At 59.9% G+C, this 16,504-nt stretch carries 14 protein-coding genes and 1 pseudogene; 11 read left to right on the top strand and 4 right to left on the bottom strand.

Features of this window, described 5'->3' with window-relative positions; all coding sequences use genetic code 11:
• Positions 1-255 precede the first annotated feature (255 nt).
• Together ACNQR1_RS35195 and ACNQR1_RS35190 are read right to left on the bottom strand one after the other, a co-directional pair.
• Positions 256-1,071, bottom strand: a complete 816-nt coding sequence (locus ACNQR1_RS35195; RefSeq protein WP_418050109.1) for a hypothetical protein — start codon at positions 1,069-1,071, stop codon at positions 256-258.
• Positions 1,052-1,975 (bottom strand): hypothetical protein, encoded by a 924-nt coding sequence (locus ACNQR1_RS35190; protein ID WP_418050108.1) that lies wholly within the window; start codon positions 1,973-1,975, stop codon positions 1,052-1,054. The genes ACNQR1_RS35195 and ACNQR1_RS35190 overlap by 20 nt, the downstream gene beginning before the upstream one ends.
• 617 nt (positions 1,976-2,592) lie before the next feature.
• Between ACNQR1_RS35190 and ACNQR1_RS35185 the strand changes: the two genes are divergently transcribed.
• From ACNQR1_RS35185 to ACNQR1_RS35165, 5 genes are all read left to right on the top strand, one after another.
• Positions 2,593-3,441, top strand: coding sequence for a TnsA-like heteromeric transposase endonuclease subunit (locus tag ACNQR1_RS35185; protein WP_418050107.1), 849 nt, complete (start codon positions 2,593-2,595; stop codon positions 3,439-3,441).
• Positions 3,438-5,606, top strand: a complete 2,169-nt coding sequence (locus ACNQR1_RS35180) for a Mu transposase C-terminal domain-containing protein (protein WP_418050106.1) — start codon at positions 3,438-3,440, stop codon at positions 5,604-5,606. The genes ACNQR1_RS35185 and ACNQR1_RS35180 overlap by 4 nt, the downstream gene beginning before the upstream one ends.
• A 21-nt stretch (positions 5,607-5,627) precedes the next feature.
• Positions 5,628-6,800, top strand: coding sequence for an AAA family ATPase (locus tag ACNQR1_RS35175; RefSeq protein WP_418050105.1), 1,173 nt, complete (start codon positions 5,628-5,630; stop codon positions 6,798-6,800).
• Between the two features lie 97 nt (positions 6,801-6,897).
• Positions 6,898-8,427: a TniQ family protein gene (locus ACNQR1_RS35170; protein WP_418050104.1), complete on the top strand. Its 1,530-nt coding sequence runs from the start codon at positions 6,898-6,900 to the stop codon at positions 8,425-8,427.
• Positions 8,428-8,586: 159 nt separating this feature from the next.
• The gene (locus ACNQR1_RS35165) at positions 8,587-9,537 is read left to right on the top strand and encodes a LysR family transcriptional regulator (protein WP_418050103.1); all 951 of its coding nucleotides are present in this window, start codon (positions 8,587-8,589) and stop codon (positions 9,535-9,537) included.
• A gap of 154 nt (positions 9,538-9,691) precedes the next feature.
• Here ACNQR1_RS35165 and ACNQR1_RS35160 read toward each other — a convergent pair whose 3' ends face one another.
• Positions 9,692-9,955 carry a helix-turn-helix domain-containing protein gene (locus ACNQR1_RS35160; protein WP_418050102.1) on the bottom strand — a complete coding sequence of 88 codons (264 nt, stop codon included), beginning with the start codon at positions 9,953-9,955 and terminating at the stop codon, positions 9,692-9,694.
• A gap of 50 nt (positions 9,956-10,005) precedes the next feature.
• Here ACNQR1_RS35160 and ACNQR1_RS35155 point away from each other — a divergent pair, with 50 nt between their 5' ends.
• Positions 10,006-11,319 (top strand): TniQ family protein, encoded by a 1,314-nt coding sequence (locus tag ACNQR1_RS35155; RefSeq protein WP_418050101.1) that lies wholly within the window; start codon positions 10,006-10,008, stop codon positions 11,317-11,319.
• Between the two features lie 137 nt (positions 11,320-11,456).
• Positions 11,457-11,900, top strand: coding sequence for a winged helix-turn-helix domain-containing protein (locus tag ACNQR1_RS35150; protein ID WP_418050100.1), 444 nt, complete (start codon positions 11,457-11,459; stop codon positions 11,898-11,900).
• Positions 11,901-12,204: 304 nt separating this feature from the next.
• On the opposite strand, the pseudogene ACNQR1_RS35145 reads toward ACNQR1_RS35150, so the two are convergent.
• A pseudogene (locus ACNQR1_RS35145) lies at positions 12,205-12,309 on the bottom strand (hypothetical protein); the annotation flags it as partial.
• Between the two features lie 298 nt (positions 12,310-12,607).
• On the opposite strand from ACNQR1_RS35145, the gene ACNQR1_RS35140 reads away from it, so the two are divergent.
• The 4 genes from ACNQR1_RS35140 to ACNQR1_RS35125 all read left to right on the top strand — a co-directional run bounded on the left by ACNQR1_RS35140 (position 12,608) and on the right by ACNQR1_RS35125 (position 16,504).
• Positions 12,608-13,129: a nuclear transport factor 2 family protein gene (locus ACNQR1_RS35140; protein ID WP_418050099.1), complete on the top strand. Its 522-nt coding sequence runs from the start codon at positions 12,608-12,610 to the stop codon at positions 13,127-13,129.
• A gap of 342 nt (positions 13,130-13,471) precedes the next feature.
• Positions 13,472-13,768, top strand: a complete 297-nt coding sequence (locus tag ACNQR1_RS35135) for a hypothetical protein (protein ID WP_418050098.1) — start codon at positions 13,472-13,474, stop codon at positions 13,766-13,768.
• Between the two features lie 1,171 nt (positions 13,769-14,939).
• Positions 14,940-15,650, top strand: a complete 711-nt coding sequence (locus tag ACNQR1_RS35130; RefSeq protein ID WP_418050622.1) for an MlaE family ABC transporter permease — start codon at positions 14,940-14,942, stop codon at positions 15,648-15,650.
• Complete coding sequence (locus tag ACNQR1_RS35125) at positions 15,647-16,504, top strand: ABC transporter permease (RefSeq protein ID WP_418050097.1); 858 nt, start codon at positions 15,647-15,649, stop codon at positions 16,502-16,504. The genes ACNQR1_RS35130 and ACNQR1_RS35125 overlap by 4 nt, the downstream gene beginning before the upstream one ends.

Here is a 16,504-nt window from a genome sequence, read left to right as displayed (position 1 = left end):
TGTCAGTTCTCATACCAGATGTCACAATCTCATTCCCGATGTCAGACCGATGTCACTTGTGACACCGAACTGCGACAAGTGGTACCGCGGGGCGGCTCAAAAAGTGGTGTCGCTGCCACAGCGCTTGGCCAGGCTTTAGACGGCGATTCGCCAATATCGGAGCTGAAAGCAGGCTTACGGGACGGGTCTTAGTAGTCGAGTCCCCGGCCGCTGACTGGCGGCGCACATGACGAATGACTGCTCACTAAGGACCCGCTATGCGACTGCCAGCGGCTCCCATTTTGGGCCGTCAAATACACGAAAATCTTGCGGGACAACAGCTTCCAAGCGGGCTAACAAACGTAGGTGCCACCCCGCCTCGCGGCCGTTGACTACCTGCGCAGTCACGTTGACCGAACCGCGGTTGGGGATGCGGTGCACTGCGTCGACGAGCAGATCCGGCACCCAGCCGAGCGGCTGATCTGTCACCGTGGTGGTAAGAATTGCTTTCGGGTTGTAGTCGTTGTCTGGCTGGTCATGCACTCTGAGGGGATCACCTGGCTGTAGCGCGCCCAAATGTGCCTCCAGGGCATCGGCGGACAACGAAACATTGTTTCCATCGACACGGATCGGCTCCTCAGGAATGTGCCGGATACCGTGGACGAGAAAGTTGCATTTCATCTGGCCGTTCCCGACTTCGGGAACTGGGAATAGTTGAACCGTGTCCCCTTGCCGTCGCCCCTCGGACCGTGAAATCTGCTCCCACGGAGTCGCGTCGTCATCCAACCCAAGGCGGCGAACCCAGTGCGCGAAGTCCGGTCGGCGGGGTGTCATCGCGCGTTGCGCAAAGAACGCAAACAATCGATCCGAGTGGTATGCCCGATGAAGGTACGGAAATCCAAGGAATGGATGGAAGTCATTGACCTGCAATGCGTTACGGATGTAGTGGAACGAGTACGATTGGCCGTCAAACTGCAATATGCCGACCGGCTCAATCGTGCGTTCGATGGGATGCTGCCAGGTCACGACCAGCCGCCGGCTCACTGCCCGTTGCGGCACCGCAGGTGCGGTGTCACACGTCTCGGCATGCATGAAGGAGCCTTTCTTGGTTGATGCGTAGTAGTTCAAGGATGAAGTTACGCCACGACTCCGACAAGTCCGTGACATTTGGCAGCAGAGGTGGTACATCAGTGGCCACAGTCACTGCGGCTAGTTTGGCTACCCAGAAGTCCTTAACGCGCTGGTCGCAACGATCGAGAGCTGAGACTGCGAGTTCAACTAGCGTTTGCGGCCTCCTTCCGGGAGGGTGTTCGAAGCGCCATGCAGTTCCCTTTTGTGCCCATTTGGCAATCGCTCCCGGTCGCGTGAGCCAGTTGGCGCACGACTCGTCTGTGACGTTGTAACCGAGGCAGCCCGCCTGGTCGTAGCCACCGCAGAGGCGTCGAGGACCGGAGCTGCTGTCGTTGGGCAGCAGGATCGACCAGTTCTCGTCGTGACGGTCTCGATTGGCGATCCAAGCGTCCAACGTCAAGTATCCGGCGAACGCGTCGAACGCGGTAAACGTTGTTGGGAGCGTCGAGTCGAGGGGTGCAGTTGCCTCGAATAGCGCGGTATCGATGCGGCTCAAGGAATGTCCGGGTCGGCCCTTGATATTGAATATTCCGGGTGAGTAGGCAGGGTCGGATTCGGCTAGGAGGACGGCGCCGGACTGCATTTCCCACTGCGGAGGGCGGAGATCGCGCGAAATGCTGCCATTACGGCCGTCGCGTACCGCGAGGCGCACCCGAGCGCATGGCACGCCCAACAACTGTGCAAGTCGGAAACTGATGTACTCACACAGGTCTTCGCGTTGTCGAAATCCGCCTTTGACAGTCGGGGGCTTGAATAGCCACAGGACCCTTGTCTCCGGTTCAACGAGCCAGACTTTTTCGTCTTGTCCGGCCGTCTCATCTGCGGCAACTGCCCATTCGGACACATCGACCGCTGCCATATACATTTGCAAGAGGGTAGCCAAACGGTGGGTGACCATGGAGCAGGCTCACCGCGGTTAGATCGCGTAGGCCAACGGGCGGCGTCGTACCGCTCAAGTTTCTGATGCTAGGGACGGAATGTCTTGCGGCAGAATATGAGCGAGCCGTGACTGTCCGACTCAACACCGGACTTGAGTATTTGCTTCTTGGTGTGGCGCAGCTACCAGAGGTCGATATCGGATGGACCTCCGCGACGGCGTTGCCGAGCGCGTTACAGCCGTCAGGCGCTGCGGTTGGTATCGATACCTGCCCAGGGCCGTATGCGACGACTCTGCGTGTCCAACGTGCTTGTTCTAGGTGGGTAGAGCTGCCACGCCGTCCACCCTGGAGCTCAAGGTCGTCATGCTCGCCATTCCATGGGGTGGTGTCCAAGAGGCGGCGTGTGTTCTCTTGATGGCATTGGCGGATCACCAGCCGAGAGAGCTCCAAAGCAAATGGATCGTGCTCCAGTGGAGCTGACCTGAGGGCGGTTTACGTTGTGGCAAGACTCCGCAGAAGTAACCGCAGACGAGATGCCGCATCAGTACCGTTCGGGTTGTTGAAGATTGAGAGCTGAGGCGCCGCCGACGGCTTCGATGGGCCTATGCTCGATTGCCACGTTGCGATCTCCCTACAATTTTGTCACGAATCCAGCACAACACTTCCGTCGGGGTTGGCATGTGCTCACGATCAAGCGGGGGTTCGCCGATGGATGGTGACGTCGATGAAAACGCTCTCTCGTGACTACATACACGCGTCGTATAGGACCTTGGATGGTTCGGAGGTCGTGGTTGATTGGGCCGAACTGGATCCAGATGCAGTGGTGCGGGGGAGTCCGTGGCGTACTTTCCCGTGGTACGTGGGCCAGCGCAATTACTCCGGACTCTACTGGTGTGTGACCGAAGGTACCCATGTCGGCTATGAGTCGCGACTGGAGCTGTCCCGGTTGGTCGTGGCGGATTTTGACCCGGATTCGAAACATATTGCTAGTCAACCGTTTCAGCTCAACGCAGTCATTGGTGGAGCGTCCTTCAAACGTGTTCCGGACTACCTGGTGTGCACGGATGGGGCGCCGGTGGTCATCGACGTTACGCGTCGGGCGAGCCTTACCAAGCCAGATAAAGTTCGCATATTTGACATGACTCGCGAGGTTGTTGAGGCTCGTGGCTGGCGTTATGAGCTGGCGACCGAACAGCCGCGAGTCGAGTACACCAACATTCGATTCTTGTCGGGATACCGGCGACCATGGCAATACCGCGTCGAGGTGCTAGACCGGTTGCGTCAGGAGGCACGTAGTCTCACCGATGCGACGATCGGTGACGTGGCCTCAAACGTTGGCTATTCCAAACCTATTGCCCTGTCCGCGCTCTTTCATCTCGTGTGGAATCACGAGCTGTTGGTTGATATCTCGAGGAAGCTCTCGTCTGCAAGCATCCTGACGGTGACGCCGTGAGCGGCGGTTCGTGGGCCGCTCGGCACGGCAGGGCCGCAGTCCCTTTCGGTGCGGGGACCATTCTCGACATTAATGGCGAAACGGCAACCGTTATGCAGCTCGTGCCTACCGAACGCGGCAACGATGTGCTGGTCACCGATCGCGGTGGTGCGCGCACCTACTGGATTGCCGCTCGTGAACTCCTGTCGTCGGGCCGTGCACGAATCATTTCATCCCAGGAGGGACCACTTTCCGACGATGACGTAGAAGTCGCGGGAACGGTGTTGGCGAATCTCACTGAGCAGCAACGGTCAAAGGTAGCTGCGAAGACCGGCGACGTGCAAGAAGTGTTGACAGGGTATCGATCCGGCACGACTGAACTCAAACTCAGCGGCGAACCACGACCCGAGTATGCGCCTGACACGAGTATGACCAGCCGTCGATGCGCCAAGGCCGCAGAACTCGGAGTGCACGAGCGTACGGTGCGCCGATGGATAGATGCCTATCGCGCGCACGGAGAAAGCGGTCTGGCTTCTTTATGTCAAACCAACCCATTAGGCCGCACCGATGGTCGGTGGCTGGAAGTCGCTGAGGAAATCCTGACCGAATACCGAGACATGTCCAGGCCAAGCCGTACCGCCATCATGTATCAGATCGAAGCACGACTGGACAGCCGCTTCGGAGTCGGTGTGGTTCCAATGCCCACACGCGCCACCGCATTTCGGCGTCTTGCTCAGATGGATCGCCGCATCCCGACATTCCACGGCAGCCGCAAACGCAATCGCGAAGAGGCTGCTCGCCCCGATCGTGAATACGGCAATCTGAATCCGACACGGCCAGGTGAGTACATGGTCATGGACATCCACAGCCTCGATATCTTTGTCTTGGATCCGTTCACTCTCGAGTCTGTGAACGCCGAACTCACCGTCTCGATGGACGCCTACTCTCGGTGCATCACCGGTGTACGGGTGACGCCGACCACCAAATCCCTCGATGTCGCGATGACGCTCTACCAAACGTATCGCCCAAACCTGGCACCTGCGCATTGGAAGGATTACGCGGTATGGCCCGAACACGGGATTCCGCGAGCGGTGTTCCCCGATGTCGACGGCCTCATAGGCCGCACCGGCGCCAGCAATCCGGCGATCCTTCCGGACACGATCGTCGTCGACCACGGCAAGCAGTTCAAATGCCAGCACATCAACAGCGTGTGCCAACGAATGGGCATTTCCATCCAGCCGGCACGGCTGCGGACGGCTACTGACAAAGGCATAGTGGAACGGTTCTTCCTGAGCTTGCGACTGGGTCTGCTCCAACTCTTACCCGGATATAAAGGGCCGGACGTGTTTTCACGCGGTCTTCACCCCGAGGCGGATGCCACCTTGTTTCTCGATGAGCTGGAAGCGCTGATACGGCAATGGATCGCTGAGCACTACCATCACCACCCGCATGAGGATCTGTTCGATCCCAACATGCCAGGGCACCTCTTTTCCCCAGCGCAAATGTTCGAACATGGGGTGGCACGTGCCGGCTATATCGAAGTCCCTCGGGATCCAGATCTGGCCTTCGAGTTCTTGCGGCCAGTACGGCGTCAAATCCGTCACGACGGAGTGCAGTACAAGAACCTCATCTACAACGGTCCCGCGCTAAACGGGTTGCGTGGCCAGGAGAGCCCGCACGGTGGGCCAGCAGACCGGAAGTGGTACATCTACGTCAACCCCGATGACCTCACTCGCGTCTATTTCCGCCACCCCGAGACCCGGAAGTGGTGCACACTGCTATGGAAGGACGCACCCTCTCTGGACCTTCCGATGAGCGAAGACGGCCTTCAATACGCTCGACGTCTGGCAAAAGCCCGCGGTACCTCCACTCATCCAGCGGCGGCGCTCAAAGCGATGCTGGCGCAGTGGAATATGGACCTGGGGCGCACATTGCAGGAACGTCGCATTGCGCTGCGCCTGGGGCGAGAACGCGCCGCGTTGGTCGGTGATCTGGTGACCAACGACGAGCAGCGAGCTCGGGAGTTCATCGAACAGCTACGCGCGGCCGAGTCGGCAGCCTCGATGACACCGGAGTCGCGGCCTCCGGCTGAGGACGTCGACGATGATCTCGACCCGTTCGATGACGAGGACGCCGACATCGACCTCGACGACGACACCTATTACGCCGATGCCTTCGACGATTGATAACCAGAAGGAGTGATAAGCATGACTGCACCAGCGAAAGACGTTACTGCACTGAGTATGTCGATCAATCGCTCACATCAGCACCGTACGAAAAGGGTGCGTCCAGCGGCTGCCACCACAAAGAAGAAGGTCACCCTGGACAACCTGACACTGTCTCGCAAGGAAGGTTTCCGATCGGTCGTTGAAAGTCCTCCGCGCCAGCAGCCCCGCACTTTGACAATGCGCGAACTTGATCGCCTCGATTCCAAGCAGCGCATGGAATACAACCGGCAACGCAGCATCTGGCACGCAAACTTTCGGACCATCAAAACCACTCAACTTCTCGAACTCGATGAGGACATCGCCGACATCGTCGGGAGCAACCAGCACGATGGCGACAAAGCCAAAGGCGCCATCGGCGTCGAGGCACCCGCGGGTGTGGGCAAGACCAGTGCCCTGTTGGACTTCGCGGGTCAGTTTCATCGTGCAGCCATCAGCGAATGCGGCAGGTTCACCGAGTCTGGCGATGAACGCTGGCCAGTCTGTCGGGTGGGGATGACAGGCAACACCGGACTGAGGGACTTCAACCGGGCAATGCTCGCGTTCTACAACCATGCCGGCACCCGAAGCGGTACCGCCGCCGATTTCGCCAATCGCGCCCTGGACTGCGTGTTGTCCTGCGAAACGAAACTCCTTATCGTCGACGATCTGCACTTCCTCAAGCAGCGCACGACCAGCGTGGAGATCAGCAACCAGTTCAAATACATCAGCAATGAGTTCCCTCTGACCATCATCTTCATCGGAATTGGCCTCAAACAGCGTGGCCTCTACAGCGACGGCGACTACGCCGATGGCATTCTCGGGCAAAGCGGACGACGGATAACGCCTTTGGTGATGCGCAGCTTCGACATCGACAACGCGCAGCACCTCAAGGAATGGCGGAACCTACTGCTCACCCTAGAGAGACGAATCGTGCTGGCCAACAAGGAAAGAGGGATGCTGACCAGACACTGGGACCTGTTGTTCGAACGTACCTCGGGTCGTATCGGGCCGCTGACCACACTTCTCAACCGGGCATGCTATCGGGCAGTGCGCACTGGCACTGAATGCTTGGATGAGGCCACGCTACGACGCGTACCTATGGACGCCGCCTCGCAACATCAACGCTCCGACATGCTGGAGAAGATCCAGCGGGTTCGACGCGGCTTCAAATGACGATGCCACCGAGATGGTGCGTCTGACACGTCATGCACAGGGCGGAAACGGAGACCAGGTACGAGACACCGCGCTGTAGCGCACCGAAGGCACGTTCATGACGCTTCCAATGCGAGTGAAGCCGATCCCCGGGGAATCGCTGGTGTCCTGGTTGGCCGCCCACGCCACTCGGATGAAATGCTGGTGGGGGGAAGTGCTCCAGATCGTCCTGCCGCGATACTCGTATCTCGGAACGTACGCTCGTGACCTACGTTTAGTTGCCCACCTGAGCGACGACCAACGGGACGCGATCGCGAACGCGACGCATACCGATCCAGCTGACGTCGCCGCGATGACTCTGGCAGGACGCTACGAGCCGTCCCTCATATCCATCGATCCTGTCAGCGGCCGACCAGACACGCCGTGGGGAAAGATCAGCCGACAACGCTTCTGCCCACTGTGCCTGAAGACCGATCCGGGTCGTGACCGACTTGACTGGCTGCTGCCCTGGATCACCACATGCCCCGAGCATCAGTGCTATCTCGCCGATGCGTGCACCCGAGACGGACACCACCAATGCGTGAGCCCCACGTGGCTTCACCTTCTGGCCCCGCCGTTGACTTTTCGATGTCGCGGCATCGTGCACGCACCGTCGAACTCGGCCGTCGGTGCCCGCTGCACGGCACGGCTATCGAACGCGCCTTTGACGAAGCTACGCGGCAATGATCCGGTCTTGCTCGCGCAACAGACACTCAGCGAATGGCTGTCACGCCCGCAGATCGACCGCGGTCTCTATTCGGCAGCACCAGCCCGTCCTGACGAGCTCCTTCAAGACGTGCTCCAACTGAGCGCCCGGCTACTCAACGGGATAGGCGGTACGGATCTGCTCAGCCTTTGGGAGCATCGGGCAACTGAGCATCGGATCACCTACTGGGATGAAACGCTGCGTGTCCGGCAGGCCGGCCAGGACAACGGCGTAAAGTCCGCACGCGTCGCTGCCGCGCCTGCCGCAGTGGTGAGCGCATGGGTGACCACAGCCATGCAGATCCTTACGAAACCGTCGATCACTGAGGCCGCCGATGCGTTGCGTGCTGCCAAACACATGATGGAAAATCCTGCGCCTGAACGGATGCCCCCCGTGTGCGCTCGATACAGCACTGCTCTGGCGGCCGCCGAGATTCTGTCGCGGAAACGATGCTTGGACGTCTTCGCCGAGGTCGCCGAAGCCAATGACGTTGCCGGCGTGCAGCATCCACAAAACGACCGGGTGCACGATCACGATGATGACACGACACTCCGCGCGATCCGAGCTGGGCTGTGGGCGCCCTGGACCCTCGGGCTCGACACGGGCACGCTGAGCTGGACAATGCACTGTCAAACGCTGACGCGACTACTGCTGGCAATGGCATCGCCGTTGGCCGGACCCGAAGCCAACCGCCGACTACATATTCATCCGAAGGCGAACAGCGCCATCGGCCGCGCGGCCCGGCAGCTCTATTCACATCGCCAATGGGCCGCGATCCATGAAGCACTCAAGCGGCTAAGCCGGTACCTCAGAGCGACGCCGCCACCGATCGATTACCAACGCCGCCGCGACCTCGACTACCGTCGGCTGCTCAACGACCGCCAGTGGAGTCAGGTTGCCTAATCACTCGACATCTCAATCCAAGGCAGGCCAGACGGGCCCATCATTGTTCGCAATTGGCTTATCGAGCAGATAGGTGGACCGCCAGCGAGAAATGCTGATGGCAAGCTATTGCCCCGTGACGGACCTCAGGATGTTCTGCGCGCACACCTGAGCGGTGAATTGCTTGCCACGCTCGACGCGATCGCGACAGACTTCCTGCGCTCCTGTGGAATCACCGATGAGCCGCTGCGATGGTCACCTCCGATGATACTTCTGGATGGCCTCGATCTGCCGGGCATGACTGTGGCTGCCATCCCAACAGAAGAAATCCACCATCTCATCGACCAGGGATACACCGTTTTCGGCGCGAGTCGCGCACTCGGTGTACCGGTCGACGCAGTTCGTTTCGGCCTCGAACACGACCCACGTCGCGACCACCCAACGCCCGGACCTAAACCAGTGCCCACGCCCGCGCTCGATTGGCTACGAGCAGTGCTACCGGAACCGAAACTGCGCGACCTATACGAGCGTCAGCAACTTGGTCGCCAGACGATCGTCAAACGGGTCGCCGCCGAGCACGGCCGGATTTTTGACCACCGGACACTGGAAAGTCTTCTACGCGAGTACGGCATCGAACAGCGCCCCACTCCGCGGCCGACAGCACAGTGGCTTCAGGACCAATACATCCTGGCGGGCCGCACGCTTACCGACATCGCCACTGAACTCGGCGTATGCCCAGACACAGTGAAAAACTATGCCCGCCGCTACGAGATCCCCACCCACCGCTACAAGTGGCGCTACGACCAGGACCCGCGAACACTGCAACTGCTTGAGGCGCTCGCAATCGACTCAAAAACCTGCGATCCACGACTTGCCAGCACACACACGTGGAATGACCTCCAAGTTCTCGTAGCCACGAGCCGCTATTCGTCATTCAGTGCCGCCGCTGCTGCCCTCGGCCGTGCGCAATGCACCATCAGCGCACACATTCGTTCGCTGGAAAAAGCGTTCGGACACAAAGTGTGCGAACGTGCAACGCGCGCGAAGAAGAATCGTGCGATAGAGCTGACCGACTTCGGGCAACGGCTCGTCAAGCTCGCAACAGCCGTCGATCTCGGTGCCAGGCGCTGACATCCGCTGGACTGACACCGAAAGACCGAGGCTAGGCAAACACCGACATCGCTCTGATCGGCACGCCTGAAAACGTGAACGAACGGTGGCGCACGGCGCGATGCATTTGACGTGAGTTGGCAACGGGCACTGGGCGCTACGAGGTCGACAATCTTTACAGGTCGTCCTCGCTCAGAAGCTCACCCACCGGAACACCGAGGACCTCGGCAATGTCATACAGCCGTTCGGCGAGAATCCCGCGCCGCCCATGTTCCATCTGAATCAGTTGGTTGCGAGCAACCCCGGATTCAAGGGCGAGACTTTCCTGCGACAAGCCCCGATCGAGCCGCAGCGTTCGAATCCGAAGGCCGATGAGCTTGCGACGACGCTGCCATTGCTCGCCCCGATGCGGGTCGTCTTGCGGGGCGCTTGTCGGCATCCCACAAGTAGGACTTACGAGTGCATAGAAGTCTGCACCGCTAACGGCACATGGAAATATGTACCGCTGGCGGTACACTGGTGTGGTGGGTTTCGGGAGTGGCATCACCGAAGAGTCGGCCTACGGGTGACCAGCCGATCGCGCAGGATCGCGGTTTGACCGCCACAAGACGCCCCGTCTGCCCTCCCGAAACCCACCCCCGCAGGCCGCCTGGGCCAGCGGCGGTGCCAACTCCCAGGACCTTGCCCCTGCGCGTTCAACCCCTGCCTGGGGAGGCCCTGGATTCCTGGCTCGAAGCCCTCGCACACCGCTACGGCGTGCCCTTCGGTGATGTGCTCTACCAGTGCGGCATCGCATCGGCGGGACCCGGCGCCTGGATGCGTCTGCTCGACCCTGGCACTCTCGCACGTATCGCGCACGTCGCTGACCTCAGCGCCGACGATGTTGATGCGATGGCACTGCCCCGCGACCATGGAACGCTCACGCGCGTGAACAGGTGCCTGGCGCGGATGCTGCCGTCCGGGCCGTGGGACTGGCGGGCCAACTCCCGATACTGCCCATACTGTCTTGACAGCACGGGCGGACGATGGAAACTCGCTTGGCGCCTCAACTGGACGTTCGCATGCCTCACGCACCACTGCTTGTTGGTCGATACATGCCCAGAGTGCCTATGTGAGCAACGTCGAAATCCATCCCCAATGACCCATGTCCCGTGCCCCGGTCAATGTCGCGGTCCGCGCCGCCGAGATCCGACCGGTGCACTACTCGCCTGCGTCGCAGGCCTCGCTTCTGCACACCCAATCGACCTCTCCGCCCAGCCAAGGTTCCTAGAGGCTCAACAACAGGTGACGAATATGCTTCTCGCTGCGACCCCCGCCGCGAGGCAAGACCTCCATCGCACGCCCGTCGCCTTTGAAACTCTCAGAGTGCTGGTGAGGTGGGTCGCCAAAACGATCGACTACGCACAACTAGAACCGCAGGCCGTTGTGACTTCCTGCTATCCCAGCCTCGCAGCTCCGTACTCTGACTCGACGGCCGAGAACACGGCGGCCGAAACCGCCGCACACGTTGCTACTGCACTAACGATCCTCAACACGCGCAATACAGCCGAAGCTGCACACACCTGGCACGACCTCATGATCGCGGCCAACCACGGACGCATCCACCGTTTGACAGACGCCGACCGAGGCAACCTCATTCCGCGAATCCGGCTGGCTCACAGCCGTGCCTACGCGGACGCCAACGCCCAACATAAACTCCGCCGCCGTCTGAGCGCGTCAGCGGTCAAGCATCAACCGCTTCGCCCTGAACCCACGCTGGGTGGACACCCACTCGGAAACTCTGAACAACACTGGTTCCGTTGATGTTTGCGTCGGCGGCTCGAATCACCGAGCGCGTGGGAGCCATGTCGAAGACGGCGACGCATAGCAGCCGCCACGACTGAACAGACCGCATAGAGGTGGTGAGGGCTTTGGCGCATGAGAACCCCCGGCCGAAACCGATGCCGATCACCGATGAACAACTGCGTAAGGCCGGTGCGCAACGCCGACTAGCGGCATCCCGCGAGCAGCGACTGATCGTCTTGGCCGTGTTGGCTGGGCGATCACAGACCGTGATAGCGAAACTTATCGGCGTATCGCAGCCGCAGATCAGTCGTACTATCGCCGCAGTCAAACGCCAGAACAACGGGACCCTGAAAGTAGCGCCAAAGTCCGCTCTCGACATCATCGATGAACGCGACGCTGGCGAGATCGACACCCCGGCAATGATGCAGGCGCTCAGGGCGCTCAACTACACCCACGGGCATGTTGCGAAAGTTGGGGGCGTTTCCACCGATGCGTATGCGAGGGGCAGCTGGGACGATATCGATTATGCCTTCCATGAGGACAAGCTTTCCTTTGCGGAGTACTCGGAATTGTTCCGTACGTATGTATCGTCTCGGTGAGTCCGGAGTCTTCATCCGTTGTGAAAGATTGCGGCACGGAAATCAGCGCGTCACGCTCGCCGATCCATAGGTCTCCTGCTCCAAGAGCCTGATCGGCTGCCGGACCTGTGCGAACGACCCAAACATGTTGTGAGTAGCCGACTTTTCCTCTGTTTCGATACGTACTAGTAGCGATCCGGAAGCGCCTGTCAGATCCATAGCCACCCGCGACGGCTAGGGCAGCGGGGACGGGCGTCGGTCTAGATCGAGACCGCTCCCGTCCCCATTTAGATGGTTAGTTCGGCGGCAGGTAGCCCAGTGTTGACTACTGGGGCGGGTATGCCGGCGCATGAACTCCGCGCAACGCCCAAGGCAACCACTGAAAGAAGTACTCGATTTCATCGCTTGCGTCGTAGTCCGGATTGGGATCCATCCCACGTCCTTCCTTCGCGTGCCGGTTTCCGCCGAGGGATACGCACTCATTTGGACTGAACCCGGTCACAACCACAGTAACTTGATTGCAACACGATAGCAGTCGGCTCGCATTCCCACAATTATTGACTAAGTATGGTTACAGTCGTCTTTAGCGGTGAAGGGTAGTTGGGCGACGCGGCACAGAAGGATGCTGCTGACCTGCAACGGTACTTCGTCTGTGATGTCTCGCGGCCCGGTGCGCAGCGCCAAATAAGCGTGTGCGTCCGCCCTCCGGAAAGAACTGGGAACCAAACATGATTGATGAGGAAGCTCTGGGTTTGAGGCTCGCAGCTCTCGAAGAGCGTCTGACGCTACTCGAGGATGAGAAGTCGATCCGGGAAGTGCTCGCGCGATACGGCTACTACGCAGACGCCTGCTTGGACGATCAGTACATCCAACTGTTCACCCGCGACTGTGTCATGGACATATCGTCTGGCGACCCGGGTGACCCTTTCAAGGTGATCGAGTGGCGCGGCAGGGATGCGATTCGAGACTTCTTGACTGAACGAACGGGCCGTCATGGCGATGGGTTTCGTGGTCGAAGTCTCCATGTGCAAGGCAACAACTTGGCCATTCGAATCAGCGGGGCAGAAGCGACGGCTACGGGTTACTCGTTCATCCTGCGCCAAGGTGACGCCGATGTCTGTTTGGTGAGCGCATCGATCAATCGTTGGCAGCTGCGGAAGGACGACGGCCGTTGGCGCGTGCAGCGCCGCGTCAGGCGCGGAGTCGGTGCGCCAGATACTGCCGCGGTGCTCAAGTCTGACGACGATTGACAAGACGGTTGCGCCCCAGTCGCCACTGACTCGGGACCGGCCAGTCGAGGTGCGATCCGACCCCTACGGCGACCTATATGACGGTGTTGCTCAGGCTTTCCGGTAGCGCCCGTTTCAGTTTGGCATCAGTGCACGTAGACGTGCGATTCGCACGGTGAATCGGCGGTCTTCGTCGACTTTGCGCGGCCAACTCTCACCCTGCTATCGGCGTGGGCGGCCGGCTCGCGGCATCTGCTGCTCCGCGCATGGCCCACTGGTGGAATGTCAATGGCGTCGCTTGACGGAAAATGGCTGCGTGTTTAGAGTCTGTGTGACGCGCACTACAGAGTCGAAGGAGACAACGTGGACATCGAGCGTTTGTGGAAATTGGCTGAGGATGCCGCGGGGCTTCTGCCCGAGGCTCCGGTGTCCGGCGGTGCGCTCCACTGGATGGCCTGGCGCGAACTGGTGTGGGAGACCGCCCGCCGCCTGGGTGAGATTGGTGGTTCGGCTTTGCCAGACCTCGCTACCGGAGCGGTGATCGACCCCAATGTCACATCGGTGGACCCCTGTCAGCTCATGAAGTTGGCAGCGATGTTGCAGCGCGACGCAGTCGTTGGCCTGGTGACAGAGGATGCGGCTGCGATGCGCCTGCGCTAGCCCGAACACGCCGCCGACTGATCCGATGTCACAAGAGACGGCGACGATGCATGTTGGACCGCGACGAGTTTTGAGTTGCCTGCTCCGGTCCTGACTATGCTCGCGGGACTTCTGACTATCTGGGATGTCGATCTTCTCGCAAGTCGGAATTTCGGTTGCAGCCCATCGTGGCTGGTGGAGACGCCAAGCTACTCGCGTTGCGTGCAACCTCACCTAGCCGACGCGGCGCAAAGGACGCTGGGGCGGTAGGTGAAACGTTCTCAACCACGGTTGATTGGGTGCGGCGGGATGGCGTGGTTACCGCCCCGGCTAGCAGAGTCAATTATGAGCGCTCAATAGGTGCCAACCTCTTAGTCGTTTCATAGGATAACTAGCAAAAGTTGCGACGATGTCGTAGGCGCGGCGCGCGGATAGCTGAATAATTAACGTAGGCGATAGCTGATGAGTGTTCCAGCTGTGGGCACGACTGCTTCAGTTACTCCAAATGTCGCACGGGTCTGCGGCGAGGCGAAGCTGCGTCGGCGCCAACCTGCGCCGGCGTTGTGCTTCCCATACGAAAATCGGAATTGTTACTAAATAGCCAGCCGCGCAGCATATTTCGGTGGATGCATGCACCCTTTTCAGCGGGCCCGCGCTGTGGCCATGCGGAAGCGGCTAAGCTGCCGGCACATCGCCTCCGAGCTTCCGGCCGGCGGGGGAGCTTCGCCAACTGTCTTCGAAGCTAACTGTTGCTAGACCGGCTAGCTGTTACCGGTCGGAGCTCATGTTTTGATCGCGTTGACGCAGTCACCGTTAATATGTCACACTCGTGTTCAACCAGTGAAGCAAGTCACATAATAAGACTTTGATCAGTAGTTTTATCTCGCTGTAGCAGCATTGGGGCTTCGCGCAAGCCAGGCGTTGTGGAAGCCGAAAGACACCGAAGGGTAGGACCGGATTTGATCGGGTATGGCGCCGCACTGGATCTCGGGTGGTGAGGGTGAATCACTCAGACGTCGATGACACGGTTGTGTTGGAGGACGATGACATCGCCGTTCTGGACGAAGATGCCATGGCTGTTCTGGATGCTGCAGGGCACCACTCGCGGCGTGCGCAGCTTGCGGGTGCGTTGCGACGAATCTCGTCAGGCAAGGCCGCAAAGCCAATTCACGGGGTGGGCGGCTTCTTCGCGATGGCCCTCGACGTACTCGTGTTGATACCGCGCCGACCGTTCGCATGGCGAGAATTCATACTGCAATCGTGGTTCGTTGCCAGGGTTTCTCTGCTACCCACCTTGATGCTGGCGATCCCGTTCACGGTACTGATGGTCTTTACGTTCAACATCCTGCTCGTGGAATTCGGTGCAGCTGACTACTCCGGAACCGGTGCCGCATACGGAACGGTGACCCAGATCGGTCCGGTGGTGACAGTGCTTGTCGTCTCCGGCGCAGGAGCCACCGCGATGTGCGCAGATCTAGGAGCGCGCACGATCCGGGAAGAACTCGATGCGCTACGTGTCATGGGTGTCAATCCGATCCAGGCGCTGGTGGTGCCCCGCGTCCTCGCGGCGACAGTAGTTGCCACCTTGCTGTCCTCTGTGGTGATCCTCGTCGGCCTCATCGGCAGCTTCATCTTCTCGGTTTTCATCCAGCATGTGACACCAGGATCTTTTGTCAGCGGGTTGACGGTCATTACCGGTGCCGCAGATGTCGTGATCTCGCTGATCAAATCGACCCTCTTTGGACTGGCCGCCGGTCTAATCGCTTGTTATCAAGGCACTTCGGTTGGTGGTGGGCCGGCCGGTGTGGGCAATGCTGTCAACGAAACTGTCGTCTACACCTTCGTGGCACTGTTCGCAATCAACATCGTTGCGACAGCCGTCGGTGTAAAGGCGACACTATGAGCACAACAACCGCACCGAGCAGCTTGCACCCGCGGTTGAGACGCGTGGTGTCGGGATGGGTCGACGGGGTAGGCCGCATTGGAACCCAGGCGCAATTCTACTTCCAAACTCTGGTGTCAACGCGTGACGCGTTGACACACTACAAGGTCGAGACGATCCGACTCATTGCCCAAATGAGTTTGGGCACAGGTGCTTTGGCGGTGATCGGCGGCACCGTGGTGATCGTCGGATTCCTGACTCTGTCCACCGGGGCCCTGGTAGCGGTGCAGGGGTACAACCAGTTCGCCAATGTCGGTGTCGAGGCCCTCACCGGGTTCGCCTCCGCCTTCTTCAACGTCCGCCTCATCGCACCGGTGATCGCCGGCATCGCGCTCGCGGCCACCATCGGTGCTGGCGCCACAGCGCAACTCGGAGCAATGCGGATCAACGAAGAGATTGACGCGTTGGAAGTGATGGGAGTGCGTTCGGTGGCATATCTGGCCTCGAACCGGGTCATCGCCGGTGTGGTCGTGGTGATGCCTCTGTATTGCGTCGCGATGCTCACCGCGTTTCTGGCTGCCCGGTTTGGCACCACGGTTATCTACGGCCAATCCACCGGTGTCTATGACCATTACTTCAACACGTTCTTGAACCCAACCGACATCATCTGGTCGTTCTTCCAGGCGGTGTTGATGGCAGTCGTGATCATGCTCGTGCACACCTACTACGGCTTCACCGCGTCCGGTGGCCCTGCTGGTGTGGGGGAGGCCGTCGGACGTGCGGTCCGCACGTCGATGATCTCCGCAGTCTTCGTGGTCCTGTTTGTCTCACTGGCGATCTATGGCCAGTCCGGCAACTTCAATCTGTCGGGATAG

This window comes from Mycobacterium sp. 48b, assembly GCF_048282725.1.
In the GTDB taxonomy this organism is placed as follows: domain Bacteria; phylum Actinomycetota; class Actinomycetes; order Mycobacteriales; family Mycobacteriaceae; genus Mycobacterium.
The sequence above is the reverse complement of the archived record's forward strand: the minus strand, read 5'-3'. Positions and strand labels throughout refer to the sequence as shown.